Origin of the sequence: Nocardioides salarius (assembly GCF_016907435.1) — a bacterium.
In the GTDB taxonomy this organism is placed as follows: Bacteria; Actinomycetota; Actinomycetes; order Propionibacteriales; family Nocardioidaceae; genus Nocardioides; species Nocardioides salarius.
On the sequence record NZ_JAFBBZ010000001.1, the window covers coordinates 4,073,037 to 4,099,531 of the forward strand.

Genomic DNA, 26,495 nt, shown 5'->3' on the forward strand with positions numbered 1-26,495 from the left:
TACGGTGCTGCGCGTGCGGGTCGTGCAGCCCGCGGCGAGGAGGACGCATGACGCAGGCACCGTCCGGGTCGGTGGCCGGCAGGCTCGCGGGCCGGCACCTGCTGCTCACCGGGGTCACCGGGTTCGTCGGCGAGGCGCTGCTGCACCTGCTGCTGCACGAGGTGCCCGACGTGCGCGTCAGCCTCCTGGTCCGGCCCAAGGGCTCGACCGGCGGTGCGGCGCGGATCGCCAAGCTCCTGGAGAAGCCGGTCTTCGAGCAGGCGGTGGCCCACGCCGGCGGCGTCGAGGCCCTGCTCGAGTCGCGGCTGGGCGTGGTCGAGGGGGACCTGGCCGACGTGCCGGCGCTGCCCGCCGACCTCGACGCGGTGGTGCACTGCGCCGGCGACGTCAGCTTCGACCCACCGGTCGACGAGGCCTTCACCACCAACGTCGTGGGCACCCGCGACCTGCTCGCGCGGGTGGTCGAGGCGGGACGAGAGGCCGGCCGCGACGTGCACTACCTGCACGTCTCGACGGCGTACGTCGCCGGGAGACGCCGCGGTCACGTGCCGGAGGCGCCGGTCGAGCACGACGTCGACCTGGAGGCCGAGCTGGCGTGGGGCCTGGCCCAGCGCCGCGACACCGAGCACCGCAGCCGCAGCGCCGAGGTGCTCGAGGCCGCGCGGCGCAGGGCCGAGAAGGCGCACTCGCGCGCCGGCCTGCTGACGGCGGCGACGGCGACCGAGCAGGCGCGCCGCGACTGGGTCTCCGCCGAGCTGGTGAAGGTCGGCACCGAGCGGGCGCGCAGCCTGGGCTGGACCGACTGCTACACCTTCACCAAGGCGCTCGGCGAGCGGGTGGTGGAGGCGCACGCACGGGCCGGTCACCGGGTCACGGTGCTGCGCCCGAGCATCATCGAGTCGGCCCTCGAGCGCCCGCACGCCGGCTGGATCGAGGGGTTCAAGATGGCCGAGCCGCTGATCCTGGCCTACGGGCGCGGCGAGCTGCCGGAGTTCCCCGCCGCCGCCGACACGATCGTCGACATCGTGCCGGTCGACCACGTGGCCTCGGCGATCGTCGCGGCCCTGGCGCACCCGCCCGAGCCCGGCGAGGCGGCGTACCTGCACGTGTGCTCGGGCGATCGCAACCCGCTGACCTTCGGCGAGCTCTACTCCCACGTGCGCGCCTACTTCGACGAGCACCCCTTCCAGGTCGGCGCCCGCGGCGCGGCCCGGCTGCCCGACTGGCGCTTCCCCGGCGCGGCCTCGGTCGACCGGCTGCTGACGACCAGCGAGCGGGCTTTCAAGGTCGCCGACTACGTCGTCGGGCACGCCCCTCGCAGCGACCGCACCCGCCAGGTGGCCCGTGAGCTCGACCGGCGGGGGCGGCGCCTGGAGTTCCTGCGCCGCTACCTGACGCTCTACCAGGAGTACGCGCAGGCGGAGCTGCGCTTCTCCGACGACGCCACCACGGCGCTGCGCGAACGGCTCTCGCCCGACGACCAGCGCACCTTCGCCTTCGACACCGCCGCCATCGACTGGCCGGTCTACCTGCGCGAGATCCACTGCCCGGCCGTGACGGCGCCGGTGCGCCGCCTCGACGAGCTGCGGGCCCGCCGCCAGGGCTCGGCCGGGCGCAGCGCGGGCGGTGCGCGCCTGCCCGAGGTGACCGGCCGGGCGGGGGCGCAGGACGCCGGCCCGAGCGAGGTGGCCGCGTTCTTCGACATGGACGGCACGCTGCTGTCCTCCAACGTCATCGAGACCTACCTGTGGATTCGGCTGCAGGAGCTCGACGGGGCGGGCCGCTTCGCCGAGCTGGCGCGGGTCGCCGGCCGGGTGCCCTCGCTGGTGCGCGCCGAGCGCCGCGAGCGCAGCGCCTTCCTGCGCGCGGTCTACCGCGAGTACGCCGGCGCCCGCCTCGAGGACCTCGATGCCGTGGTCGACGAGATGCTCAGCGACCACGTGCTCTCGCGCCTGGCCCCGGCCGCCGTACGACGGGTGCGCGAGCACCGGCGCGCCGGGCACCGCACGGTGCTGATCACCGGGGCCGTGCGCCCGCTGACCCGCCCGCTGGCGCCGCTCTTCGACCACGTGGAGGCCGCCGAGCTGGCCGTCGACGGGGCGGGCACCTGCACCGGGCACCTGGCCGGCTCGCCGCTGGTGGGGGAGTCGCGGGCCGCCTTCATGCGCGACTGGGCCGCCCGCAACGGCGTCGACCTGGGCCGCTCCTACGCCTACGCCGACTCGCACTCCGACCTCCCGCTGCTCGCGGCCGCCGGGCACCCGGTGGCGGTGCGCCCCGACGTCTCGCTCTACCGCCACGCGCGCCGGCACCACTGGACGATCGTCGACTGGGCCAGCCCGCCCTCGGCGAGCCGCGGTCTCAACCCGGCAGGAGCCCGCCGATGATGCTCGCGCTGGAGATGTTCCGTTCGCTGCCGCGCACCGTGGTCGGGCGGGCGGTCGGCACGCGGATGCCCGGGCTGCTCTCCGGTGTGGCCGCGCCGCTGCGGCTGGCCACCCTCGAGGCCCCGGTCGTGCGCCACCCCGGCTGGGCGCGGCTGCGCACCCGGCTCTCCGGCATCTGCGGCTCCGACCTGTCGATGCTCTCGGGCAGCACCAGCCTCTACTTCTCCGCCCTGGTCTCGCTGCCCTTCGTGCCGGGCCACGAGGTGGTCGCCGAGCTGGTCGAGGACTGCGAGGACCTGCCCGCCGGCACCCGCGTCGTGGTCGACCCCGTGCTGGCCTGCGCCGCACGCGGGGTCGAGCCCTGCGAGGGCTGCGCCGCGGGCGCGACCAACCGCTGCTCGCGGATCACCGTCGGCGACGTCTCGCCGGGCCTGCAGACCGGGTTCTGCCACGACACCGGCGGCGGCTGGGGACAGCAGCTGAGCGCGCACCGCAGCCAGCTGCACCCGGTGCCCGAGTCGCTCACCGACGCGCAGGCCCTGCTCGCCGAGCCGCTGGCCTGCGCGGTGCACACCGCCCTGCGCGCCGGGGTCGCGGCCGGCGACCGGGTGCTGGTCAGCGGCGCGGGTGCCGTGGGCCTGTTCGTGACGCTGGCGCTGCGCGAGCTGACCCCGGCCGGCGAGATCCTGGTCGTGGCCAAGCACGCGCACCAGCGCGAGCTGGTCATGGCTCTCGGTGCCAGCGAGGTGGTGGCCCCGCACGAGGTGCTGCGTCGGGTACGCCGCGCCACCGGCGCCTTCCAGCTGCACCCCGAGCTGTCGTCGGCGTACCTGCTCGGCGGGGTCGACGTGGCCCTCGACGCCGTCGGCAGCAAGGCCTCGCTCGAGACCTCGCTGCAGGCGACCCGGGCCGGCGGCCGGGTGGTGCTGTCGGGGATGCCGCGCCCCGCCGACCTGTCGGCCGCCTGGTTCCGCGAGCTCGAGGTGGTCGGCAGCTACGCCTCGGCCCGCGTCGAGCCGGGCGGGCGCAGCGCCTTCGAGACCGCTCTCGAGCTGGCCGGGCACGACGCGCTCGCGAGCGTCGCCGACGGGGTGGCGGCCTACCCGCTGCACCGCTGGCGCGAGGCCCTCGACCACGCCCACTCCACCGGACGCCTCGGCACCGTGAAGGTGGCCTTCGACCCCAGGAGAACGCAGTGAGCACAGGCAGGACGACCACCACGACCAGGGCGAGGAGCACCCAGTGACCCGACCAGGCTTCGTGCTCGAGGTCGACGACCGCACCCCGCCGCTGGTGGTCCACGAGGGCCTCGGCTTCCGCCTCGAGGACTTCCCCCTCGGCACCCGGGTGATCTACCCGCCCGAGTCGCTGCCGGGCATCGCCGACGTCGAGGGCGCCGTGCGCGACGCCCTGCTGCACCCGGTCGACAGCGACCCGCTGCCCGAGCGGCTCTTCGCCGGGATGCGGCTGACCATCGCCTTCGACGACGTCTCGCTGCCGCTGCCCAGCATGCGCCGCCCCGACATCCGCCAGCGCATCATCGAGCAGGTGCTGACCATGGCCGCCGAGGCCGGGGTCGACGACGTCGAGATCATCGCCGCCAACGCGCTGCACCGCCGGATGACCACCGCCGAGCTCGAGCACATCGTCGGGGAGCGCGTCTTCCGCTCCTTCCACCCCCAGGGCAAGCTCTACAACTTCGACGCCGAGGACCGCGACGCCCTGAGCCACCTCGGCACCACCGAGCGCGGCGAGGACATCGAGATCAGCAAGCGGGCGGCCGAGTCCGACCTGCTGGTCTACGTCAACGTGAACCTGGTCGCCATGGACGGCGGGCACAAGTCGGTCGGCATCGGGCTGGCGTCGTACAAGAGCCTGCGCCACCACCACAACGCGCACACGATGGTGCACTCGCGCTCCTTCATGGACCACCAGAAGTCGGCGATGCACCAGTCGGCGTGGCGGATCGGGCGGGTCATCAAGGACACCGTGCCGGTCTTCCAGGTCGAGACCACGCTCAACAACGACGTCTTCCCGCGCCCCTACGAGTTCCTGATGAAGCGCGAGTGGGAGTGGTCGGTGCGCGACCAGGCCTCCATGCTCGCGGCCCGGCGCGGGCTCGCGCTGGCGCCGCAGAAGCTGCGGCACAAGATCTTCCACGACCTGCGGGCGCCCTACGGGCTGACCGGCATCGCCGCCGGCGAGGTCGAGGCCGTGCACGAGCAGACCCTCGCCCGGGTGCACCGCCAGCAGCTGGTCGAGGTGCAGGGCACCTCCGACGTGCTGGTGATGGGCGTGCCCTACCTGGGTCCCTACAACGTCAACAGCTCGATGAACCCGGTGCTGGCCACCTGCATGGGGCTGGGCTACTACTTCAACTCCTACCGTGGGCACCCGGTGGTGCGCCGCGGTGGCGCCGTGATCCTCTACCACCCGCTCGACGAGGGCTTCAACCAGCTGCACCACCCGTCGTACGTCGACTTCTACGAGGAGGTGCTGGCCGAGACCACCGACCCGGCGGTCATCGGCGAGAAGTACGAGCGGCAGTTCGCCGAGGACCCGTGGTACCGCCACCTCTACCGCACCTCGCACGCCTACCACGGGGTGCACCCCTTCTACATGTGGTACTGGGCGGCGCACGCGATGGACCACGTCGGCGACGTCATCTGGGTCGGCGGCGACCGGCGCGCGGCGGCCCGGCTCGGCTTCCGGGCGGCCTCGACGCTGGCCGACGCCCTCGAGATGGCCTCCGGGACCGTCGGCACCAGCCCCTCCATCACCTACCTGCACAACCCGCCGCACCTGCTGGCGGACGTGCGGGTCTGAGGGGGCACGGATGGGGTTCCTGCGCGAGGGCGTCGACGACGTGCGCCGCACCGCTCGCGGCTGGCGGTGGGGACGGCGCTCGCAGGTGCCGCGCTCGGCCGAGCCGTACGTCGAGCCGGTGCGCACGCAGGTCTTCGGCTCCGACTGGGCGCGGCGTCGCCCGGCCCTCGCCGCGCGCGAGGTGGCCCAGAAGGTGGGCCTCGAGCCCGTCTTCCGCTCCCAGGTGCGCACCCGGGTCGAGGGACTCGACGTGCTCGACCGGGTCGAGGGTCCGGTCATCTTCGTGGCCAACCACGCCTCCCACCTCGACACCCCGCTGCTGCTGCTCGCGCTGCCCGACGAGTGGCGCCGGCGCACGGCCGTGGCCGCCGCGGCCGACTACTTCTTCGACACCTGGTGGCGGGCGGTGGGCTCGTCGCTGCTGTTCAACACCTTCCCCATCGACCGTCGCGGGGGCTCCATGTCGGCGACGCCGGGGGAGGTGCTGGCCGACGGCTGGAGCCTGGTGATCTTCCCCGAGGGCACCCGCTCGGGCGACGGCTGGATGCACACCTTCCGGATGGGCGCGGCCTACCTGTCGCACACCCACGACGTGCCGATCGTGCCGGTGGCCCACCGCGGGACCTTCGCCGCGATGCCGCGCGGGGCCGGGTGGCCCGGGCGTGACGCCGGCGGGCGGCGGCAGCTGACGGTACGGTTCGGCGAGCCGCTGCGCGCACGTGGGGGCGAGTCGGTGCGCGACTACGCCCCACGGGTGCGCGAGGCCGTCGCGGCGCTGCTCGACGAGGACAGCAGCACCTGGTGGGAGGCCCAGCGCCGGCGCGCCACGGGCTCGACCCCCGACCCCGGTGGCCCCGACGTGGCGACCTGGCGGCGGGTGTGGGCCCAGACCGAGTCGCCGGCCGCGGACCCGCCCACCGGTCCCCGTCGGCGGGTCTGGCAGCGCTGACCCGCGAGCCGGCGCGAGTTCCTGCCGAGCCGGCACGAGTTCCTGCCGAGCCGGCACGAGTTCCTCGCCGAGCCGGCGTGAGTTCCTGGTGTACGGCGGGGTACGCCGCGAGTCGGCTGGTTCGAACCGGCCGGGTCGCGGGCTGGTCTTGTGGTCTTGCGGGTTGCTTGTGGGAACGGGGGGTCTTTGCCTGGTGGTGGCTTGAGGTGGGGGCTGCAGAGTTTGGTTCATCGCCCCCGGACCGGCACTGTCGCCGGCCTCTAGACAAGGACCTCCCTCATGGCCTCGAACAGCACCTCTTCCTCGCGCAAGTCCCTCACTCGTGTCGTCGCCTCGGTGGCGCTGGTCGCCGGTGCGACCGCGGTGGCGGGTCTGGGCACGTTCGGTTCGTTCACCTCCAGCACCGAGGCGACCGAGGCCGTTGCGTCGGGCGAGACCAAGATCGAGCTGGCCGGTCAGGGCACGCAGGGCCTGGACATGGCCGCGGTCGGTCTGGTCCCCGGCGACACCGTGGAGCGTGCGGTGCAGCTGACCCGCGCCGGGACCACCGAGGGCTTCGGGTCGGTCGTGCTGACCACGACCTCGGCGGCCACGGCGCCCTCGATCCTGACCAGCGACGCCAAGAACGGTCTGCAGATGTCCATCGACCAGTGCGCCACGCCGTGGGTCAAGGTCGCTGACTCCAAGAAGATGACCTGCGCCGGCCCGATCACCTCGATCGTCGCGTCGGTGCCCGTGATCGGTGCGAACCGCGACCTGGCCCAGGTCACCGCGGCGCTGAACGGCTCCGCGAAGGTCTCGAACCTGCGGATCACCCTGGCCCTGCCCCAGGCGGCCGACAACACTTTCCAGCTCAAGACCGACACCGTGAAGTTCGTCTTCGACGCCACCCAGCGCGCCGCCGAGGCCCGCTGACCCTGATCGCTCCGGCCCCGAGCCGGAGACACGTGTGGCCGCCGCGGAGGGAGCGGCGGCCGCACGGCACCTGGTGCTTCGCCTGCGTTGAGCCGGCTCGTCATCGGCGAGCCGGCTCGAGTGCATTTCGGGTTCCGCGAGCCGGCATGACTTCCTGGCGAGCCGGCGTGAGTTCCCGGCGTACGGCGGCGTACGGCGCGGAACTGGCGCCGGCTCGCGCGGAACTGGCGCCGGCTCGCGCGGAACTGGCGCCGGCTCGCGCGGAACTGGCGCCGGCTCGGCGGGTCAGGCGAGGAGCTGCTCGCCCAGCCAGGAGCCCTGCTCGAAGCCCGGCAGCACCGCGAAGCTGGCCGAGCCGATCGCCGTCGTCCACTCGTTGAGCTGGTCGGACTCGTCGAGCGCCTGCTGCACCGGCACGAACTGGTCGGCCAGGTCGGCCTGGAAGGCCAGGAACACCAGCCCGCTCTCGACCTCGACGCCCTGCTCGGTCTCGACCTCGCGGGTGTAGTTGGCGCCCTTGCGGAACATCCGGCGGCCCCCGTTGAGGCTGGGGTGCGCCCGTCGGGCGTGGGCGTCGGCCGGCACCACCAGCCTGCCCTGCGACCGGGCCGCGAGGTCGAGGTCGGCGAGCTCGGGGCCGCCGGTCAGCGGTGCGCCGTCGGCCAGGGCGCGCCCGACCGAGCGCTCCTGCTCGTCGCGGGTCAGCTCGTCCCAGGTGTCGAGGTCCATCCGGATGCGGCGCACCACGAGGCTGCTGCCCCCGGCCCAGCGCCCCTCGTCCACCCACACCGTGGCGTCGAAGAGCGGGGTGCCGGGCTGGGGGTTGCCGGAGCCATCGACCTGGCCGAAGAGGTTGCGCCCGGTCTGCGGGCGGCCGGAGGGGTCGGTCGGGTTCCACGAGCCGACCTGGCGCCACCGTGCCCGCGCGAAGGGCGCCGCGTCGGCGACCAGGCGGCGTACGGCGTGGGCGACGGTGGTGCCGTCGCGGCCGGCGACCAGCACGACCAGGTCGCCGCCGCTCCAGCGCTGCTGCAACCGGTCGTGACGCATCGGCGGCACGTCGCCGAAGCCCGGGGGACCGGCGCCGAAGAGGCCCGGGCGGCAGGCCCCGGGGCCGACCCCGACCGTGATCGTCAGGTCGGAGGCCGGCTGGGACAACCAGGGGGCCGGGTCGCCCGGGGCGCCGCGACCCGCGGCGAGGGCCTCGACGTCGCCGGTCCACAGACGCATCAACCTGCCCAGGGCGTCGCGGTCGACACCGGGCAGCAGGTCGAGGGCGACCAGCTCGCTCACCGCCGCCTGCGGCGCGGCGACCCCGGGCTGGTGGGCTCCCCAGGGCTCGATGGTGCGGCCGGGGACGGCCGGTGCCGGCGCCGTGGACGCGGGGGCCGCGTCCTCGGCGCCGACGGCCAGGACCGCTCCCGCGCCGGCCGCGGCGCCCACGCCGGTGCTGCCGACGTACCCCAGGAGCCGCCGACGGCTGACGCGTGGAGCCGGGCTCATCAGTGGTCGTGCTCGCCGGTGCCGGGCTCGTGGTAGTGCCCCTCCTCCTCGGTGAACTCCTTCACGGGGGCGGTCAGGCCCTGCTCGCTGCCGTCGGAGAACTCCAGCGTCAGCTCGACCTCGTCGCCGGGTGCGAGCTCGCCCTGCAGGTCCATCAGCATGACGTGGTAGCCGCCGGGCTCGAGGACCTTGCCGCGGCCGGCCTCGACGACGAGGCCGTCGGACACCGCCTGCATCGCCATCGCGCCGTCGACCATCGACATCTCGTGGATCTCGACCATGCCGGCGACCTCGGTGCTGGCGCCGACAAGCGTGACGTCCTCGTCGCCGTCGTTGTCGAGGGTCATGAACGCGGCCGACATGGAGGTGTCCTCGGCGCCCACGGTGGCGCGCACCCAGGGGTCGCCGATCGTGACGGAGCCGGCCTGCTCGGTGGCCGCGGACGCGGTGTCCGCTGAGCCGGTGGGCTCCTCGTCGCCGCAGGCCGCCAGGCCGGCGCCGAGGGCGAGGGCCAGGGCGGCCGCGGGGACGAGCCGGCGGGCGCGGCCGCGGGCAGGGGTGGTGCGGGTGGTGCGGGTCATCGGGGTTCTCCTCGTACGACGGGGGCGCGCGCGAGCGCGCGGGGAAGCACCGCCGGCGGGCGGTGCGGGTCAGGCGGCGAGGAGGAAGGGAGGACCGCGACGGGTGACGAGACGGTGGGGCAGGGTGCGCTCCAGCGACAGGAGCAGCAGCGGCGGGACGGGCAGCCGGCGGGCGGCGTCGAGGCCGCCGAGGGCGGAGGCGCGCAGCGGCAGCAGCGCGACCTGCAGGGTCACGGCGACCCGTGCCCGCACCGATGCCAGGACGAGCAGGTGCCACAGCGCCGACTCGCCGGCCGCCAGCCACAGTCCGAGCGCGACGGCGCCCAGGGTGTGGGCCAGGAGCATGAGCGGCCCCTGGGCGAGCGTGTGGTCGACCAGGTGGCCCAGGACCTGGTTGGTCGGTCCGGCGGTCACGGCCTCGCCGGCCCGCCCCCCGGCGGCCGAGGCCGCGTCGAAGTGGTCGGACAGCGACCCGACGCGGCGCCCTGCGTCGTCGGCGACGGCCTGCAGGGCGGGGCCCGCCGAGGGCCCGGTCGTGGGGGCCGCGGCCGACGCGGCGTCCTGGTGGCCGGCCGTGGCCGAGAGCAGCAGGTGGGTGGCGGCCTGCCCGCCGACGACGAGCGCCACGAGCCGCAGCGCGGAGGCCCGCGAGCGCAGGAAGGCCGCGCTCAGCGCGGTGCAGGCCACCAGCACGAGGGCCATCACCACCGGCGACGGGAGCAGGCCGTCGGCGGCCACGTGGGACACGGCGCCCGAGAGCAGCACCACCGGACCGAGCACGGCTGCCCGCAGCCACACGAGCAGGCTCGTGGGCCGGGTGGGCTGCTGCTCGCGCGTGATGGTCGGTCTCCGGGGCTGGCGGTGCTGGCGGTGGTGGTGGGGTGGTGGTCGGGTGGGCCCAGGCTACAGCCGGCGAGGTCGGCGCGGACCGTTCGTCGCCGCGCCCGCACCGCTCGGCGTACGGGCGAGGGCGGCGTACGGCGCGCTGCCCGGCGCCTGCCTAGAGTGGGCGGCGTCACACCACTGACTGGAGGAGCCCCATGATCGTCCCGTTCAGCGTCTCGGACTTCATCGACCGCGCCGTGCAGGTCTACGGCGACCGGGTCGGGGTGGTGGACGAGCCGGAGCAGCCCGCCGAGCCGCTGGGCGACGAGGGCCGGCTGACCTACCGCGAGATGGCGCAGCTGGCGGCGCGCCAGGCGGCGCGGCTCGACGAGCTCGGCATCGGGGTCGGCGAGCGCGTGGCGGTCGTCAGCCACAACAGCGCACGGCTGCTCACCTCGTTCTTCGGGGTCGCGGGCTACGGGCGGGTGCTGGTGCCGGTGAACTTCCGGCTGCGCCCCGAGGAGGTGCAGTACATCGTCGACCACTCCGGCGCGCGGGTGCTGGTGGTGGACCCCGAGATCGACGAGGAGCTGCGCGACGTCACCGCCGAGCACCGCTTCGTGATCGGCGACGACGACCTCATCTACGCCCCCGAGGGCAGCGTGCCGCAGCCGTGGGAGCCCGACGAGAACGCCACGGCGACCATCAACTACACCTCCGGCACCACGGCGCGACCCAAGGGCGTGCAGATCACCCACCGCAACATCTGGACCAACGCGGTGACCTTCGGCATGCACGCGGGGGTCAGCGACCGCGACGTCTACCTGCACACCCTGCCGATGTTCCACGCCAACGGCTGGGGCTGGCCCTTCGTGGCCACCCAGGCCGGCGCCAAGCACGTGGTGATCCGCAAGATCGACGGCGCCGAGATCCTGCGCCGCGTCGAGGAGCACGGGGTCACCGTCATGTGCGCGGCCCCGGCGGTCGCGGCGGCCGTGCTCGAGGCGGCCCAGGAGTGGGACGGCCCGATCCCTGGGCGTGACCGGGTGCGCATCATCATGGCCGGCGCGCCGCCCCCGACGAAGACCGTCGTGCGGGTGGAGGAGGAGCTGGGCTGGGAGTTCATCCAGATCTACGGCCTCACCGAGACCTCCCCGCTGCTGACCATCAACCGCGGTCGTGCCGAGTGGGACGACCTGGAGCCCGAGGAGCGGGCCGCGAGGCTGACCCGCGCCGGCGCCCCGGCGCTCGGGGTGCGCCTCGCGACCTCGGAGGAGCCGGAGAACCAGGGAGAGGTGCTGGCCCGCTCCAACGTCTGCCTCGAGGGCTACTGGGAGCAGCCCGAGGAGAGCGAGCGCTGCCTGGCCGGCGGGTGGTTCCACACCGGCGACGGGGGCGTGATCGGCGACGACGGCTACCTGACCATCAGCGACCGCAAGAAGGACGTGATCATCACCGGCGGCGAGAACGTCTCCTCCATCGAGGTCGAGGACGTGCTCTTCTCGCACCCCGCGGTCGCCGAGGTCGCCGTGATCGGCGTGCCCAGCGAGAAGTGGGGCGAGACCATCAAGGCACTGGTCGTGCTGGCGCCCGACACCGAGGCCACCGAGGCCGAGCTGATCGCCTGGTGCAAGGAGCGCGCCGCTGGCTACAAGGCCCCGACGTCGGTCGAGATCCGCGACGAGCTGGCCCGCACCGCCACCGGCAAGCTGCAGAAGTTCAAGCTGCGAGCGCCCTACTGGGAGGGCCAGCAGCGACAGGTCAACTGACCCGCGGGGATGCTCAGGAGGGACGGACGTCCATGACGACCTCGAACTCCAGCAGGTCGGCGCCGCTGGCGACGGGCTTGGCCCGCTCGCCGGCGTGCGCGGCCTGGGCGCCGCCGTCGCGCCACGCCGCGAAGGACTCCTCGTCCTCCCAGTGCGTGACCACGAAGTAGCGCTCCTCGCCGGCGGTGGGGCGCAGCAGCTGGAAGCCCAGGAACCCGGGGGAGCCCTCGACGGCGCCGGCACGCGCGGCGAAGCGCTTCTCGAGCTCGGGGCCGGCCTGGGGCGGGACGGAGATGGCGTTGATCTTCACGACGGGCATGACGCCACCCTAGGCGCCGGCCCCGACGCCGGCACCGGCGCCGATAGCCTCCTGCCATGCACACGAGCACCGAGCCCACGCTGAGGGACGTCGTCGACCTGGTGCACGGGTGGTACCCGCCCGGCACCGCCGACTCCTGGGACCGCGTGGGGCTGGTGCACGGCGACCCCGCCCAGCCGGTACGCCGGATCATGATGGCCGTGGACCCCTCGCCGGCGGTGGCGCAGGAGGCCGCCGACTGGGGCGCGGACCTGCTGGTGGTGCACCACCCCCTGTTCCTCAAGGGCGTGCACGGCTTCACCACCGAGACCCCCAAGGGGCGCACCCTGCACACGCTGGCCCGGGCCGGCTGCGCGCTGCTGGCCGCCCACACCAACGCCGACCAGGCCGAGGGCGGCGTCTCGGAGTCCCTCGCGCTGGCGCTCGGGCTCGACGACCTGCGCCCGATCCTGCCCGCTCCGCGTCCGGCGCTCGACAAGCTCGGGGTGCTGGTGCCCGTGGCCGACGCCGACCGGCTGCGGGCGGCCCTCGCCGAGGTGGGCGCCGGGCGCCTGGGCGACTACGAGTCGGCCTCGTTCACCGTCGAGGGCGTCGGCCGGTTCCGCCCGCTGCCCGGGGCCACCCCGACGATCGGCACGGTCGGTGACCTCGAGGAGGTGCCCGAGGTGCGCGTCGAGGTCGTCGCCCCGCGCTCGCGCCGGGCCGAGGTGGTGCGGGCGCTGCTGGCGGTGCACCCCTACGAGGAGCCGGCGTACGACGTCGTGGAGCTCGCCGACCCCGGCCTGTCGAGCACCGGCACCGGTCGGGTCGGCACGGTGGAGCCGATGACGCTGGCCGCCTTCGCCGCCCGGGTCGCCGAGGTGCTGCCCCCGACGGTGCACGGCGTGCGGGTCGGCGGCGACCCCGACCGCGAGGTGCGGCGGGTCGCGGTCTGCGGCGGCGCCGGTGACTTCCTGCTCGACACGGTGCTCGGCACGGGGAGCGCGGCGGAGGTCGACGTCTACGTCACGAGCGACCTGCGTCACCACCCGGCCTCGGAGTTCCTCGAGCACGAGGGGCCCGCGCTGGTCGACGTCGCGCACTGGGCGGCGGAGTGGACCTGGCTGCCGGTGCTCGAGGCGCGACTCCGGGCGGCGCTGGCGGGCGAGCGGGGCGCTACGGTGGAGACCCGCGTGAGCACCCGGTGCACCGACCCGTGGACGTTCCGCCCCGATGCACACACCGCACACCCCACAGCCAGGAGAGACCGCTGAAAGCCGATCCGAACGCCCAGGTCACCCTGCTCGAGGTCCAGGAGCTCGACTCCCGGGCCGACCAGCTGCGCCACCAGCGCCGCACCCTGCCCGAGATCGCCGAGATCACCGAGCTGCAGACCCACCGCGACGAGCTCGACGACCAGGCCCGTGACGCCCGCATCGTCGTCGACGACCTGGCCGTCGAGCAGGCCAAGGTCGACGCCGACGTCGAGCAGGTCAAGGCGCGGCGGGCCCGCGACCGGGAGCGGATGGACACCGGCAAGGTCGGCAACCCCAAGGACCTCGAGCGCCTGGGCCACGAGCTCGAGTCGCTGGAGCGACGCATCAGCAGCCTCGAGGACGACGAGATCGAGGTGATGGAGCGTCTCGAGGAGGCCCAGTCGGTGCTCGACTCGGTCACCACGCTCCTGGAGCAGGCCGACGTGCGGCTCGGCGAGCTGATCGCGGCGCGCGACGAGAAGGTCGCGGCCATCGACGCCCAGCTCGTCGACGTCGAGGCCCAGCGCGGCCCGTCGGTCGAGGGGCTGCCCGAGGACCTGCTCGCGCTCTACGAGAAGCTGCGCGCCGCCAAGGGCGGGGTGGGCGCGGCGATGCTGCACCAGCGCCGCTGCACCGGCTGCCAGCTCAGCATCGACAACGCCGAGCTCTCCGTGATCCGTGCGGCCCCGGCCGACCTCGTGGTGCGCTGCGAGGAGTGCACGCGCATCCTGGTGCGCACCGCGGAGTCGGGCCTGTGACCTCGCGCGTCGTCGTCGAGGCCGACGGCGGCTCGCGCGGCAACCCCGGCCCGGCGGCGTACGGCGCCGTGCTCAAGGACGCCGCCAGCGACGAGGTCATCGCCGAGGACGCCCGCACCATCGGGGTGGCCAGCAACAACGTGGCCGAGTACTCCGGGCTGGTGGCGGGGCTGCGCCTGGCCGTCGAGCACGCGCCGGGCGCCGAGGTGGAGGTCCGGATGGACTCCAAGCTCGTCGTGGAGCAGATGTCGGGGCGCTGGAGGATCAAGCACCCCGACATGCAGGTGCTGGCCGCCGAGGCCGGGGAGGTCGCGCCCGACGGCACGACGTACACCTGGATCCCGCGGGCCCGCAACGCCCACGCCGACCGCCTCGCCAACGAGGCGCTCGACGGGGTGCGCGAGGGCGTGACGGTGGCCGGTGCCGAGCCCGCCCCCGAGGAGGAGGTGCCCGACGAGGACTCGCTGATCGAGGAGATCGAGTCGCCGGGCGCCGCGCGCGGCGACCAGCCGCGCGACCAGGCCGGGCACCGCGGCTGGAGCGGCCCGTCGGCGCCGCCCACCACGCTGGTGCTGGTGCGCCACGGCGTCACCCGCCACACCGCGGCCAAGCGCTTCTCGGGCGGCCTCGGGGGCGACGACCCGGCCCTGAGCGACGAGGGCCTGGCCCAGGCCCGCGACACCGCCGACTGGCTCACCGGGCTGGGCGAGCGGGTCGACGCGGTCGTCTCGTCGCCGGTGCGCCGCACCCGCGAGACCGCGGAGGTGGTCGCCGCCCGGCTCGAGCGCACCGTGGAGATCGAGCCCGGCTTCGCCGAGATGGAGTTCGGCGAGTGGGACGGGCTGACCTTCGCCGAGGTCGCCGAGCGCGACCGCGAGGGCCTCGACGCCTGGCTGGGCTCCATGGACACGCCGCCGCCCGGCGGCGAGTCGTTCGGCACCGTGCGGGAGCGGGTGCTCGCGGGCCTCGACCGGGTGCTGGCCGAGCACACCGGGCGCACCGTCGTCGTGGTCAGCCACGTGACCCCCATCAAGACGCTCGTGGCCCACGCGCTGGGCGCTCCCCTCGAGGCGGTCTACCGCATGGAGCTCTCGCCGGCCTCGGTCACGGTGCTGTCGTTCTACGCCGACCCCGCCGCCGACGGTGCGGCCCGCGGCTCGATGCGGCTCTACAACGCGCTGCCGCCGGGCGAGCGCGCCACCGTCGAGCCGGGCCGCTGGTAGACCCGGCTCACACCGCCTGGTGGACGGTGCGCCCGGCCACCAGGGTGCGCAGCAGCCGGGGCAGCTCGGCGCCGGGCTCGAGCACGGGCACGCCGTCGGCGTCGACGCCCGACGGGGTCTCCCACACGGCCAGGTCGGCCACCCAGCCCCGGGCCAGCCGGCCCCGGTGGTCCTGCGCGGCCGCCAGCCAGCCGCCGCGGGTGTGGGCGGCCAGCGCCGCCAGCGGCGCCAGCCCCTGGCCGGGGACGCGGTGGTGCACCGCCGCGCGCACGGCCGCCCACGGGCCCAGCGTCGTGACGGGTGAGTCCGAGCCGAACGCCAGCGGCACCCCGGCCGCGGCCAGGTCGCGGAAGGGGTTGGTCTCGCGCCAGCGCTCGCTGAGGCGGGCGGCGTACATGCCCGAGGGCCCGCCCCACAGGCCGTCGAACATCGGCTGCACGCTGGCGGTGACGCCCAGGCGTCCGAGCACGCCGATGGTGGCCGCCGAGGGCATCTCGACGTGCTCGAGGCGGTGCCTCCCGGCCCGGACGGCGTCGTCGCCGAGCTCGGCCGCCGCGGCCGCGAACCCCTCGCCGATCGCGTCGAGCGCCGCGTCGCCGATGCAGTGGAAGCCGGCCTGCAGCCCCGCGCGCGTGCACGCCACGACGTGCTCGTGCACCTGCGCGGCGTCGACGTAGGCGTGCCCGCAGGTCGGCGCGTCGGCGTACGCCGCTCCCAGCGCGGCGGTGCGCGAGCCGAACGCGCCGTCGGCCACGAGGTCGCCGGCCAGGCCGGCCACCCCCAGCCGCGCGGCGGTCTCGACCGCCATCAGCTCGCCCCAGTAGACGGTCGCGGCGAGCCCGACCTCGTCGGCCGCCTGGCGCACCAGGGCGATCTCGGCCTCGGGGCCGATGTGCGGGGCGGCGTTCTCGTGGAAGCCGGCGATGCCCGCGCCGGCCATCGCGTGGCAGGCCGCCCGCGCCGCGTCGAGGCGCTCGACGTCGCCGATCAGGTTCTCGAGGGTGTGCCGCACGGCGTGGTGGGCGTCGCGCTCGACACGGCCGTCGGGCGTCCAGCCCTGCAGGTCGGGCAGGCCCGGCACCAGCGAGGCGAGCGCGGGGGAGACGACGGAGGAGTGCCCGTCGACGCGGGTCAGGTAGGTGCGCCGGCCCGGCGCGGCCCGCTCGAGCTCGTCGCCGGTGGGCGGGCGGCCTGCGCGCCACGGCGTCTCGTCCCAGCCCTGGCCGACCAGCACCGCGTCGTCGGGGTGGCGCCGCGCGTGCCGGGCGAGCGCGTCGAGGACGTCGTCGAGCCCGGTGGCGGCGGCGTACGTCGGCCCGGAGAGGTCGAGGCCCGTCAGCGCGAAGCCGGTGCGCACGGTGTGCACGTGGCTGTCGACGAAGGAAGGGGTGACCAGGGCGCCGTCGAGCGCGACCACCTGCGGGGCGCCGTCGCCGGTGCCGGCCCACGCGTCGGCGTCGTCCTCGCTGCCCAGCGCCACCACCCGGCCGTCCTCGACCGCGAGGGCCGTGGGGCCCCCGCCGGGCCGGGCCGGCGTCGTCGGGTCGAGGAGCCGGGCGCCGCGCAGCACGGTGCGGCGGGCCCGGGCGGAGGGGGCGGGGGCGTCCATGGCGTCACTGTAGGGGCGGGTGAGCGGGGGTGATCAGGGGTGATCAGGGTGGGTGGGGTGAGCGGGGCTGCGGGGCCGAGCAGGAATAGCCTCGGGTGCCGCGGGGTTGGCCCGCGGTCCGGGCAGACCGGTCGAGCGTGCGACGAGACGGGGGGAACGGTGAGCCAGCAGGCAGGGTCGGACCGGGCGGCAGCGAGCCGGGCCACGACCACTCGCGACGGGTTCGCCGTGCTGTGGGTCGCCATCAAGCGCGAGCCGTGGGTCTTCGCGGTCTCCGCGCTGGGCAGCGTGCTCTTCGGTGCCCTGACGGTGGCCGACGCGTGGGTGCTGGGCTGGTCGACGGAGAACGTCGTGCTGCCCGCCCTCGAGACCGGCGAGGTCGGTGCGGGGATGCTGTGGGCGGTGCTGGCGCTCTTCCTGGGCGTGGCCATCCTGCGCGCGGTCGGCATCGTCGCGCGGCGCCTGGGCGCCGGCATCATGCAGTACCGGATGCAGGCGCACACCCGCCGTGCCGTGACCCGCCAGTACCTGGCCCTGCCGATGGAGTGGCACCAGCGCCACCCGACCGGGCAGCTGCTCTCCAACGCCAACTCCGACGTCGAGGCCGCCTGGGGCCCGGTCGCGCCGCTGCCGATGGCGGTCGGCACGGTCGCGATGATGGTCATCGCGGTGGTCCAGATGCTCGTCGCCGACCTGGTGCTGGCCGTGGTCGGGCTGCTCGTCTTCCCCGCGGTGATCGCCGCCAACGTCGTCTTCCAGCGCCTCAGCTCGCCGCTGATGACCCGGGCGCAGCAGCTGCGCGCGGAGCTCTCGGAGGTCGCCCACGAGTCCTTCGACGGCGCCATGGTCGTCAAGACCCTGGGCCGCGAGGGCGAGGAGACCGCCCGGTTCTCGGCGAAGGCCCAGGAGCTGCGCGGGGTGCTGGTGCGCGCCGGGCGCATCCGAGCGGCCTTCGACCCCTCCCTCGCGGCGCTGCCCAACCTGGGCGTGCTGGTCGTGCTGGCCGTCGGGGTCGCGCGGGTGCAGAGCGGTGCCACCGACCCCGGCAACGTCGTGCAGGTGGCCTACCTGCTGACCATCGTCTCCTTCCCGATCCGCTCGATCGGCTGGCTGCTGGGGGAGTTCCCCCGCAGCGTCGTGGGCTTCCGGCGGGTCACCAGCGTGCTCGAGGCCACCGGCGAGATGCCGTACGGCCACGCGGCGCTGGCGCGCACCGGCCGCGGCGGCGCGCACCTCGAGATCGACGGCCTGAGCTACTCCCACGTCCCCGGCCAACGGCTCCTCGACGACCTGCGCTTCAGCGTCGAGCCGGGGCGCACCGTGGCGCTGGTGGGAGCCACCGCCTCCGGCAAGAGCACCCTGACCTCGTTGGTCAGCCGCCTGGTCGACCCCGACGCCGGCCGGATCCTCCTCGACGGCCAGGACGTGCGCGACCTCGCGCCCGGCCAGCTGGCCCGGGCCGTCTCGCTGGTGGCCCAGACCGCCTTCCTCTTCGACGACACCGTGCGCGGCAACATCACCCTGGGGGCCGACGTCAGCGACGAGGAGGTGTGGTCTGTGCTGCGCGCGGCCCAGGCCGACGGGTTCGTCGCCGCCCTGCCGCACGGCCTCGACAGCCGGCTCGGCGAGCGCGGCACCTCGCTCTCCGGCGGTCAGCGCCAGCGGATCTCGCTGGCCCGGGCGCTCGTGCGCCGGCCCCGGCTGCTGGTGCTCGACGACGCGACGTCCGCGGTCGACCCCGAGGTCGAGGCACGCATCCTGGCGGCGCTGCGCTCGGGTGCCGACGGCGCCGAGCGCCCGAGCCTGCTGGTCGTGGCCTACCGCAAGGCCACGATCGGGCTGGCCGACGAGGTCGTGCACCTGGAGGGCGGGCGCGTCGTCGACCGCGGCACCCACGACGAGCTGCTGGCGCGCAACCCCTCCTACGCCGCGCTGGTCAACGCCTACGAGGACGAGGCCGGCCCCGACGGCGTCGGAGCCACCAGCGCCACCACCACCGGCACCAGCACCGCAGGAGAGCCGTCATGAGTGCCGTCCGTGCCGCCTCGACCTCGGGCACCGCGCTCGACACCGGCGAGGAGATGCGCGCGATCGAGACGATCCGCCGCGGACTGCACCACTCGCCCGAGCTGACCGTCGGCATCCGCACGACCCTGGCCTACGCCGTGCTCGCCTCGGCGGGCCAGGTCGTGGTGCCGGTCGCGGTCCAGCAGACCCTCGACCGCGGGCTCGGCGCCGAGGGCGGCCCCGACCTCGCCTTCACCGCCTGGATGGGGGTGCTGGCCGCGCTGGCCATCGTGCTGACGTCGTGGGCGTCGTACAAGATGACCAGCCGGCTCTTCCGCACCGCCGAGGGCGGGCTGGCCACGCTGCGCACCAAGGCCTTCCGCCACGTCCACGACCTGCCGCTGCTGACCCAGAACACCGAGCGCCGCGGCGCCCTGGTCGCCCGGGTCACCAGCGACGTCGACCAGGTCAGCCAGTTCCTGGTCTTCGGCGGCCTGCTGTTCGTGGTCAGCATCGGGCAGGTCGTGATCGCGACCGCGGTGATGCTCGTCTACTCCTGGCAGCTCACGCTGGTGGTGTGGCTGTGCTTCGCACCGCTGTTCGCCTCGCTGAAGTACTTCCAGCGCAAGCTGTCGCAGGCCTACGGCACCGTGCGCCGCCAGGTCGGCGTGATGCTCTCGGCCATCTCCGAGCCGGTCGTCGGCGCCGCGGTGGTCCGGTCGTACGCCGTGCAGTCGCGCACCCAGGACCGCATCGACGAGGCCGTCGACGCGCACCGCGTCGCGAGCACCCGTGCCCAGGGCTTCACGGCCTTCTCCTTCTCGCTCGGCGGCGTCTCGGCGGGGCTGGCCAACGCCGGCGTCATCGTGGTGGGCGTGCTGCTGGGCCTGGACGGCGACATCACCGCCGGCGAGATCCTCGCCTTCGCGTTCCTGGTCACGCTCTTCGTGGGACCGGTCCAGATGGGCACCCAGATCCTCACCGACGCCCAGCTCGCGATCGCGGGCTGGCGCCGGGTGATCGGCATCCTCGACACCCCCGCCGACCTCGTCGACCCCGGGCCCGAGGGCCACGACCTGCCGCCGGGCCCGATCGACGTGCGCTTCGAGGACGTCACCTTCGCCTACCCCGGCGGCCCGCCGGTGCTGCGGGACGTCGACATGTCCATCGACGCGGGTCGCCGGGTGGCGATCGTGGGGGAGACGGGCTCGGGGAAGTCGACCTTCGCCAAGCTCCTGACCCGGCTCATGGACCCCTCGGAGGGCGCCGTGCTGCTCGACGGGGTCGACGTGCGCGACATCGCCCAGGCCACCCTGCGCCGCAGCGTCGTGCTGGTGCCGCAGGAGGGGTTCCTCTTCGACGACACCATCACCGCCAACGTGCGCTACGGCCGCCTCGACGCCTCCGAGGCCGACATCTGGGCCAGCGCGGAGGAGCTGGGCCTGGGGGACTGGCTGGCGGGGCTGCCGGCCGGGCTCGAGACCCGCGTGGGCCAGCGCGGCGACTCGCTGTCGGCCGGTGAGCGCCAGCTCGTGGCGCTGCTGCGCGCGCACCTGGCCGACCCCGACCTGCTGGTGCTCGACGAGGCCACCAGCGCGGTCGACCCGTCGCTGGAGATGCGGATCGGGCGTGCCCTCGAGCGGTTGATGAGCGGTCGCACCTCGGTCACCATCGCGCACCGGATGTCGACGGCCGAGGCCGCCGACGAGGTGGTCGTCGTCGACGCCGGCCGCATCGTGCAGCGCGGGCCGCACGCCGACCTCGTCGCCCAGCCGGGATCGGTCTACGCGGGCCTGCACGCGTCGTGGGTGGCCCAGCAGGGGCGCTGAGCCCCGCCCGCCCCTCCGGGGGATGATGGGGCCATGACCGACCAGCTCGCCCCCGACGTGGCCGCACGCCTCAAGCGCACCAGCGACGGGCTGGTGCCGGCCGTGGCCCAGCAGCACGACACCGGCGAGGTGCTGATGCTGGGCTGGATGGACGACACCGCGCTGGCCCGCACCCTGTCCACCGGCCGGGCCACCTACTGGTCGCGCAGCCGGGGCGAGTACTGGGTCAAGGGGGACACCTCGGGCCACGTGCAGCACGTCGTCGAGGTCCGCCTCGACTGCGACGGCGACACGATCCTGGTCAAGGTCGACCAGGTCGGCGCCGCCTGCCACACCGGCGAGCACACCTGCTTCGACGCCGACCTGCTGCCGCTGGGTGGCCCCGAGCGTGGCTGAGCCCCACCGCGCGCGGCGCACCTTCGCCCCGGTCGTGCTGCTGGGCCTGGCCGCGGGCACCCTGACGGCCGTCGCCGGCACCCGGCCGGGCGTCGACGTCGTGGGCGACCCGGGCTCCGGCGTCACCGCCTCGGTCGGTCTCGGCGGCCCCGAGGCGGCCTACGACCTGCCGCTGGTCACCTCGCTCGCCCTGGTGGCGCTGGCCGCCTGGGGCGTGGTCCTCGTGACCCGCGGTCGGGTGCGTCGCGTCGTCGTCGCGGTGGGCCTCCTCGGGTCGGTGGGGGCCCTCGTGGCCGCGCTGGCCGCCTGGGGCAGCCTGCCCGACGAGCTGCGCACCGCGCTCGAGCAGGTGGGCGCCGGCGACACCGCTGTCACGCGCACCGGCTGGTACGCCGCCGCGGTGGTCGGCTCGCTGCTGCTGGTGCTCGCCTCGGGCGCGGCGCTGCGGCTGGTGCCGCACTGGCCCGAGATGGGCAGCCGGTACGACGCCCCGACGGGCCAGGCGGCCGGCGCCCGGCCGGCCGCGCCCACCCGCCCGGTGGAGGAGCTCTCCGGCCTCGACCTGTGGCGCGCCATCGACGAGGGCCACGACCCGACCGACGACGACACGTCGGGGCCGGACCGGGGTGCGGGCTGAGCCCGGCGCGCCACTACACTCGGCCGCACCGATCGACGTACACCCGAGGAGCAGCGACATGTCGAACAACCACGGCAACACCCCCGCAGCCTGGACCGCGGTGGTCGTGGGACTCCTCGGCTTCACCGTCGGCAGCGTGGGCCTGCTCTTCAGCCCCGTGAGCTTCACGGTCTTCTGGATCGGCGTGGCGATCACCGTCGCCGCCGGCATCGTCTTCCTCGTGATGGCCAAGATGGGCCTGCACGAGGAGGCCGGGCACTGAGCACCCCGCCGCGATGAGCGTCCTGGCCCCCGTCGCACCGCCGCCGCCCACCCGGCGCGAGCGGCTGCGGGCGCCGGCGCTGACCATCGGCGGCCTGGCACTGGCCACCGTCGCCCTGCGGCTGCACGACCCGCACGTCGCCGGCAGCTGGGGCATCTGCCCCTCCGCGGCGCTGGGCTTCTGGTGCCCGGGCTGCGGCGGCCTGCGGGCGGTCAACGACCTCACCCACGGCGACGTCGCGTCGGCGGCCTCGAGCAACCTGCTGCTCGTGGTGCTGATGCCGGTGGCCGTGGCGCTGCTGGCCGCGTGGGCGCTCTCGCGCTGGCACGGACGCCGCGCGCCCCGGCTGCGGGGACGCGCGGCGTCGGTGGTGCTGGTGGCCGGGCTGGTCGTGGTGGGCGCCTTCACGTTGCTGCGCAACCTGCCGCTGCCGGTGGGCACCTGGCTGGCGCCCTGACCCGGGGCCGGCTCGCGATCAGCTGGTGGAGAAGTCGAAGCTGAAGCCGCCGCTGGCGATGACGATGATCTGCACGACGAGGAAGACCAGGGCGACGATGCCCAGGATGAAGCCGGCCTTGGCCAGGCCGGCGCCCTGCTGGCCGGTGGTGGCGATCTCGGCCTGTGCCTGACGGCCCAGCACGATCGCCAGGATGCCCAGTGGACCGCAGCACAGCAGCGAGACGATGCCGCTGACCAGCGACCAGGTGGCCTTCTTCGAGGTGCCGACGGGCTGGTCGCCGCCGTAGGTGGGCTGCCCGTACTGCGGCGGCGGGGGAGGCGGCTCGTTGTAGCTCATGGTGCTCCTAGGTGGTGGGGCCAGAGTCCTCGGAACATATCGTCGCCGGTGGCTCCCGCGCAGGCGGACGCGCCAGGAGCGCCCAGCCACGGGCGTGACAGACTCGGGTCGTCCCCACCACCGTTCCAGGAGTCCCCGTGTCCGTCCTCGACGACATCGTCGCCGGCGTCCGGGTCGACCTCGCCGAGCGCCAGGCCACCACGTCGCTGAGCGACCTGCGTGCCGCGCTCGCCGACGTCGACGCGCCGCGCGACCCGATGCCGCACCTGCGCGCCCCCGGCTCGAGCGTCATCGCCGAGGTCAAGCGCAGGAGCCCGAGCAAGGGCGCCCTCGCCGACATCCCCGACCCCACGGTCCTGGCCCGCGAGTACGCCGCCGGGGGCGCGGCCGCGATCAGCGTGCTGACCGAGCAGCGGCGCTTCGGCGGGTCGCTGGCTGACCTGCGCGCGGTGCGCGCCGCGGTGGACACCCCGCTGCTGCGCAAGGACTTCATCGTCACCGACTACCAGCTCTGGGAGGCCCGGGCCGCCGGCGCCGACCTGGCGCTGCTGATCGTGGCCGCCCTCGACGACGACGACCTGCGCCGGCTGCACGACCTGGCGGGTGAGCTGGGGCTGACCGCGCTGGTCGAGGTGCACGACGAGGCCGAGACCGAGCGCGCGGTCGCCCTGGGGGCGCCGCTGGTCGGCGTCAACGCTCGCAACCTCAAGACCCTCGAGATCGACCCGGCCACCTTCGCCCGGCTGGCCCCGCAGGTCCCCGACGACGTGGTCAAGGTCGCCGAGTCCGGCGTCGTCGGCGTCGACGACGTCCGTCGCCACGTCGGCGAGGGCGCCCGCGCGGTGCTCGTCGGCGAGGCGCTCGTCAAGGACGGCGACCCCCGCGCCGCCGTCGCCGCCATGACAGGAGTCCAGGCATGAGCACCACCAGCAGCCCCGTCCCCCCGTCCTCGGGTCGCTTCGACGCCGACGCGCAGGGCTGGTTCGGCGGGCCCGAGGAGGGCTGGGGCGGGCGCTTCATGCCCGAGGCGCTGATCGCCGCGCTCGACGAGCTCACCGAGGCCTGGACCGGCGCGATGGCCGACCCCGCCTTCGTGGGGGAGTTCGAGCACGTGCTGCGCGACTACGCCGGCCTGCCCAGCCCGCTCTTCCACGCCACCCGCCTCAGCGAGCAGGTCGGGTGCCGGGTGCTGCTCAAGCGCGAGGACCTCAACCACACCGGCGCCCACAAGATCCGCAACGTGCTGGGCCAGGCGCTGCTGACCAAGCGGATGGGCAAGCAGCGGGTCATCGCCGAGACCGGGGCCGGCCAGCACGGCGTCGCGAGCGCGACCGCGGCGGCGTACTTCGGGCTCGACTGCACCGTCTACATGGGCGCGGTCGACACCCGCCGCCAGGCGCTCAACGTGGCTCGGATGCACCTGCTGGGCGCCGAGGTGATCCCGGTGGAGTCGGGCAGCGCCACCCTCAAGGACGCCATCAACGAGGCGCTGCGCGACTGGGTCGCCTCGGTCGACCACACCGCCTACCTCTTCGGCACCGCCGCAGGACCGCACCCGTTCCCGAGCATGGTGCGCGACTTCACCCGCGGCATCGGCGACGAGTCCCGCGCCCAGTGCCTCGAGCAGTACGGCGTGCTGCCCGACGCGATCGCGGCCTGCGTCGGCGGCGGCTCCAACGCGATCGGGCTGTTCACCGCGTTCCTCGACGACGACGTAGCGATCTACGGCTTCGAGCCCGGCGGCGAGGGCGTGGACACCCCGCGCCACGCCGCGACCATCCACGCCGCCGACCGGGGCGTGCTGCACGGCGCCCGCACCTACGTGCTGCAGGACGCCGACGGCCAGACGCTCGAGTCGCACTCGATCAGCGCCGGGCTGGACTACCCCGGCGTGGGCCCGCAGCACGCCCACCTCGCCGCGACCGGGCGGGCGACGTACCTGCCGGTGACCGACGACGAGGCGATGAGCGCGATGGCGCTGCTGAGCCGCACCGAGGGGATCATCCCGGCGATCGAGACGGCCCACGCCGTCGCGGGCGCGATCCGCGTCGGGGAGCGGCTCGCGGTCGAGAAGGGCCCCGAGGCCACCGTGCTGATCAGCCTCTCCGGGCGCGGCGACAAGGACATGGGCACCGCGATCGAGTACTTCGGCCTCGGCGAGACCAAGGTCGACCTCGACGACGACATCACCGAGGAGCCGGTCGGATGAGCGCGCCCACCAGCAGCACCGACCGCACCGTCGCCTCCGCCTTCGCCTCCGCGCGCGCGGAGGGCCGCGCGGCCCTGGTCGGCTACCTGCCCGCCGGCTTCCCCGACGTCCAGGGCGGCATCGACGCGATGCTGGTCATGGTCGAGGCCGGCTGCGACGTCATCGAGGTCGGGCTGCCCTACTCCGACCCGGTGATGGACGGCCCCACCATCCAGGCCGCCGCCCAGCAGGCCCTCGAGCGCGGCGCCCGCACCGACGACGTGCTGCGCACGGTCGAGGCCGTGGCCGCGACCGGCACGCCCACCGTGGTGATGACCTACTGGAACCCGGTCGAGCGCTACGGCGTCGAGCGGTTCGCTGCCGGGCTCGCGGCCGCCGGGGGAGCCGGGCTGATCACCCCCGACCTGACCCCCGACTTCGCCCCCGAGTGGATCGCCGCCGCCGACCGGCACGGCCTCGACAAGATCTTCCTGGTGGCGCCGTCCTCGACGCCCGCACGGGTCACGATGACCGTGCGCGCCAGCCGCGGGTTCGTCTACGCCACCGCCGTGATGGGCGTGACCGGCGCACGCACGACCACCAGCGACCTGGCCGGCCCCCTCGTGGCCCGCACCAAGCAGGCCGTGGCCGAGGCCGGCCTCGACCTGCCGGTCGGCGTGGGGCTCGGCGTCGGCAACGGCGACCAGGCCGCCGAGGTGGCGTCGTACGCCGACGCGGTCATCGTCGGCTCGGCCTTCGTGCGCACCCTGCTCGACCACCCCGACGACCGCGCCGCCGGCCTCGAGGCCCTGCGCGCGCTGACCCACGACCTCGCGGAGGGCGTCCGACGTGCCTGAGACGACCCGCTCGACCCGCCGGCTGCTCGCGCCGCTGCTGGCGGCCGCCGCCCTGCTGCTCAGCGCCTGCGGGGGCGGCAGCGAGGCCTCGACGGCCCAGCTCAGCGCGCAGGTGGTCGACCCGCCCTTCGACGTCTCCTCGACGCCGCTGACCGACACCGATGGCGAGCCGTTCTCGCTGACCGACGACACCGACGCGCGCCTGACGCTGGTGTTCTTCGGCTACACCCGCTGCCCCGACATCTGCCCGGCGGTGCTCACCAACCTGGCCAGCGCGATGACCCGGCTCGACGAGGCCGACCGCGAGCAGGTCGAGGTGGTCTTCGTGACCAGCGACCCGGCCCGCGACGACGCCGAGACGGTGCGCTCCTACCTCGACCGCATCGACCCCGACTTCACCGGGCTCACCGGCGACCTCGACGACATCGAGGAGGTCGGTGAGTCGATCGCCATCGGCGTCACCGACGGCACCCGCCTGCCCAGCGGCGGCTACGACCCCAACACCCACAGCACCCAGGTGGTGGCCATCGACGGCGGCGACGACGCCCCGCTCTACTGGGGCCAGGAGACGTCGTCGGCGCAGTTCGCCGCCGACATCCACGCCCTGCTCGAGAGGGGCTGAGC

At 74.8% G+C, this 26,495-nt stretch carries 25 protein-coding genes; 19 read left to right on the top strand and 6 right to left on the bottom strand.

Annotation, left to right across the window (positions count from 1 at the left end):
• Nucleotides 1–47: 47 nt before the first annotated feature.
• The 5 genes from JOE61_RS19575 to JOE61_RS19595 all read left to right on the top strand — a co-directional run bounded on the left by JOE61_RS19575 (nt 48) and on the right by JOE61_RS19595 (nt 7,077).
• The gene (locus tag JOE61_RS19575) at nt 48–2,387 is read left to right on the top strand and encodes an HAD-IB family hydrolase (protein ID WP_193670238.1); all 2,340 of its coding nucleotides are present in this window, start codon (nt 48–50) and stop codon (nt 2,385–2,387) included.
• Complete coding sequence (locus JOE61_RS19580; protein ID WP_193670239.1) at nt 2,384–3,586, top strand: zinc-dependent alcohol dehydrogenase; 1,203 nt, start codon at nt 2,384–2,386, stop codon at nt 3,584–3,586. Before JOE61_RS19575 ends, JOE61_RS19580 begins: the two co-directional genes overlap by 4 nt.
• A 43-nt stretch (nt 3,587–3,629) precedes the next feature.
• Nucleotides 3,630–5,213 (top strand): NPN-dependent hydroxyacid isomerase, LarAH14/15/16 family, encoded by a 1,584-nt coding sequence (larAH, locus tag JOE61_RS19585; protein WP_204797320.1) that lies wholly within the window; start codon nt 3,630–3,632, stop codon nt 5,211–5,213.
• A gap of 10 nt (nt 5,214–5,223) precedes the next feature.
• On the top strand, nt 5,224–6,162 hold the full coding sequence (locus tag JOE61_RS19590) for a lysophospholipid acyltransferase family protein (protein ID WP_193670240.1): 939 nt from the start codon (nt 5,224–5,226) through the stop codon (nt 6,160–6,162).
• Nucleotides 6,163–6,441: 279 nt separating this feature from the next.
• Nucleotides 6,442–7,077, top strand: a complete 636-nt coding sequence (locus JOE61_RS19595; RefSeq protein WP_193670241.1) for a hypothetical protein — start codon at nt 6,442–6,444, stop codon at nt 7,075–7,077.
• A 285-nt stretch (nt 7,078–7,362) separates the two neighbouring features.
• On the opposite strand, the gene JOE61_RS19600 is transcribed toward JOE61_RS19595, so the two are convergent.
• The 3 genes from JOE61_RS19600 to JOE61_RS19610 form a co-directional block, all read right to left on the bottom strand.
• Nucleotides 7,363–8,580 carry a Dyp-type peroxidase gene (locus tag JOE61_RS19600; protein WP_193670242.1) on the bottom strand — a complete coding sequence of 406 codons (1,218 nt, stop codon included), beginning with the start codon at nt 8,578–8,580 and terminating at the stop codon, nt 7,363–7,365.
• Nucleotides 8,580–9,161 carry a copper chaperone PCu(A)C gene (locus JOE61_RS19605; protein WP_193670243.1) on the bottom strand — a complete coding sequence of 194 codons (582 nt, stop codon included), beginning with the start codon at nt 9,159–9,161 and terminating at the stop codon, nt 8,580–8,582. Before JOE61_RS19605 ends, JOE61_RS19600 begins: the two co-directional genes overlap by 1 nt.
• Nucleotides 9,162–9,230: 69 nt before the next feature.
• Nucleotides 9,231–9,959 (bottom strand): hypothetical protein, encoded by a 729-nt coding sequence (locus JOE61_RS19610; protein ID WP_193670244.1) that lies wholly within the window; start codon nt 9,957–9,959, stop codon nt 9,231–9,233.
• A gap of 242 nt (nt 9,960–10,201) precedes the next feature.
• On the opposite strand from JOE61_RS19610, the gene JOE61_RS19615 reads away from it, so the two are divergent.
• Complete coding sequence (locus tag JOE61_RS19615) at nt 10,202–11,755, top strand: AMP-binding protein (protein ID WP_193670245.1); 1,554 nt, start codon at nt 10,202–10,204, stop codon at nt 11,753–11,755.
• 13 nt (nt 11,756–11,768) lie between these two features.
• On the opposite strand, the gene JOE61_RS19620 is transcribed toward JOE61_RS19615, so the two are convergent.
• Nucleotides 11,769–12,074 (bottom strand): antibiotic biosynthesis monooxygenase family protein, encoded by a 306-nt coding sequence (locus JOE61_RS19620; RefSeq protein WP_193670246.1) that lies wholly within the window; start codon nt 12,072–12,074, stop codon nt 11,769–11,771.
• Nucleotides 12,075–12,130: 56 nt separating this feature from the next.
• Between JOE61_RS19620 and JOE61_RS19625 the strand changes: the two genes are divergently transcribed.
• Genes JOE61_RS19625 through JOE61_RS19635 form a run of 3 tightly spaced genes read left to right on the top strand, consistent with a single transcriptional unit; the run spans nt 12,131 to nt 15,290 of the window.
• The gene (locus tag JOE61_RS19625; protein WP_193670247.1) at nt 12,131–13,327 is read left to right on the top strand and encodes a Nif3-like dinuclear metal center hexameric protein; all 1,197 of its coding nucleotides are present in this window, start codon (nt 12,131–12,133) and stop codon (nt 13,325–13,327) included.
• Nucleotides 13,270–14,067: a zinc ribbon domain-containing protein gene (locus JOE61_RS19630; RefSeq protein ID WP_307823113.1), complete on the top strand. Its 798-nt coding sequence runs from the start codon at nt 13,270–13,272 to the stop codon at nt 14,065–14,067. Before JOE61_RS19625 ends, JOE61_RS19630 begins: the two co-directional genes overlap by 58 nt.
• The gene (locus JOE61_RS19635) at nt 14,064–15,290 is read left to right on the top strand and encodes a bifunctional RNase H/acid phosphatase (protein WP_193670248.1); all 1,227 of its coding nucleotides are present in this window, start codon (nt 14,064–14,066) and stop codon (nt 15,288–15,290) included. The genes JOE61_RS19630 and JOE61_RS19635 overlap by 4 nt, the downstream gene beginning before the upstream one ends.
• Before the next feature lie 7 nt (nt 15,291–15,297).
• Here JOE61_RS19635 and JOE61_RS19640 read toward each other — a convergent pair whose 3' ends face one another.
• Nucleotides 15,298–16,899, bottom strand: a complete 1,602-nt coding sequence (locus tag JOE61_RS19640; protein ID WP_193670249.1) for an amidohydrolase — start codon at nt 16,897–16,899, stop codon at nt 15,298–15,300.
• Nucleotides 16,900–17,058: 159 nt separating this feature from the next.
• Between JOE61_RS19640 and JOE61_RS19645 the strand changes: the two genes are divergently transcribed.
• The 6 genes from JOE61_RS19645 to JOE61_RS19670 are packed head-to-tail and all read left to right on the top strand — an operon-like array spanning nt 17,059 to nt 22,487.
• Nucleotides 17,059–18,927: an ABC transporter ATP-binding protein gene (locus tag JOE61_RS19645; RefSeq protein ID WP_193670250.1), complete on the top strand. Its 1,869-nt coding sequence runs from the start codon at nt 17,059–17,061 to the stop codon at nt 18,925–18,927.
• The gene (locus JOE61_RS19650) at nt 18,924–20,735 is read left to right on the top strand and encodes an ABC transporter ATP-binding protein (protein WP_193670251.1); all 1,812 of its coding nucleotides are present in this window, start codon (nt 18,924–18,926) and stop codon (nt 20,733–20,735) included. The genes JOE61_RS19645 and JOE61_RS19650 overlap by 4 nt, the downstream gene beginning before the upstream one ends.
• 33 nt (nt 20,736–20,768) lie before the next feature.
• Complete coding sequence (gene hisI, locus JOE61_RS19655; protein WP_193670252.1) at nt 20,769–21,131, top strand: phosphoribosyl-AMP cyclohydrolase; 363 nt, start codon at nt 20,769–20,771, stop codon at nt 21,129–21,131.
• Entirely contained in the window at nt 21,124–21,768 is a 645-nt protein-coding gene (locus JOE61_RS19660; protein WP_193670253.1) for a Trp biosynthesis-associated membrane protein, read from the top strand. Before hisI ends, JOE61_RS19660 begins: the two co-directional genes overlap by 8 nt.
• Nucleotides 21,769–21,826: 58 nt before the next feature.
• Nucleotides 21,827–22,030, top strand: coding sequence for an HGxxPAAW family protein (locus tag JOE61_RS19665; RefSeq protein WP_193670254.1), 204 nt, complete (start codon nt 21,827–21,829; stop codon nt 22,028–22,030).
• Nucleotides 22,031–22,043: 13 nt separating this feature from the next.
• Entirely contained in the window at nt 22,044–22,487 is a 444-nt protein-coding gene (locus JOE61_RS19670; RefSeq protein WP_193670255.1) for a DUF2752 domain-containing protein, read from the top strand.
• Nucleotides 22,488–22,505: 18 nt separating this feature from the next.
• Here JOE61_RS19670 and JOE61_RS19675 read toward each other — a convergent pair whose 3' ends face one another.
• Nucleotides 22,506–22,826 carry a DUF4190 domain-containing protein gene (locus tag JOE61_RS19675; RefSeq protein ID WP_193670256.1) on the bottom strand — a complete coding sequence of 107 codons (321 nt, stop codon included), beginning with the start codon at nt 22,824–22,826 and terminating at the stop codon, nt 22,506–22,508.
• 137 nt (nt 22,827–22,963) lie between these two features.
• Between JOE61_RS19675 and trpC the strand changes: the two genes are divergently transcribed.
• From trpC to JOE61_RS19695, 4 genes are read left to right on the top strand one after another with little or no spacing between them, the layout of a single operon-like run.
• On the top strand, nt 22,964–23,746 hold the full coding sequence (trpC, locus tag JOE61_RS19680; protein WP_193670257.1) for an indole-3-glycerol phosphate synthase TrpC: 783 nt from the start codon (nt 22,964–22,966) through the stop codon (nt 23,744–23,746).
• Nucleotides 23,743–25,035, top strand: a complete 1,293-nt coding sequence (gene trpB / locus JOE61_RS19685; protein WP_193670258.1) for a tryptophan synthase subunit beta — start codon at nt 23,743–23,745, stop codon at nt 25,033–25,035. The genes trpC and trpB overlap by 4 nt, the downstream gene beginning before the upstream one ends.
• Nucleotides 25,032–25,871 (top strand): tryptophan synthase subunit alpha, encoded by an 840-nt coding sequence (trpA, locus tag JOE61_RS19690; protein WP_193670259.1) that lies wholly within the window; start codon nt 25,032–25,034, stop codon nt 25,869–25,871. The genes trpB and trpA overlap by 4 nt, the downstream gene beginning before the upstream one ends.
• On the top strand, nt 25,864–26,493 hold the full coding sequence (locus tag JOE61_RS19695) for an SCO family protein (protein WP_307823114.1): 630 nt from the start codon (nt 25,864–25,866) through the stop codon (nt 26,491–26,493). Before trpA ends, JOE61_RS19695 begins: the two co-directional genes overlap by 8 nt.
• The last annotated feature ends 2 nt before the right edge of the window (nt 26,494–26,495 follow it).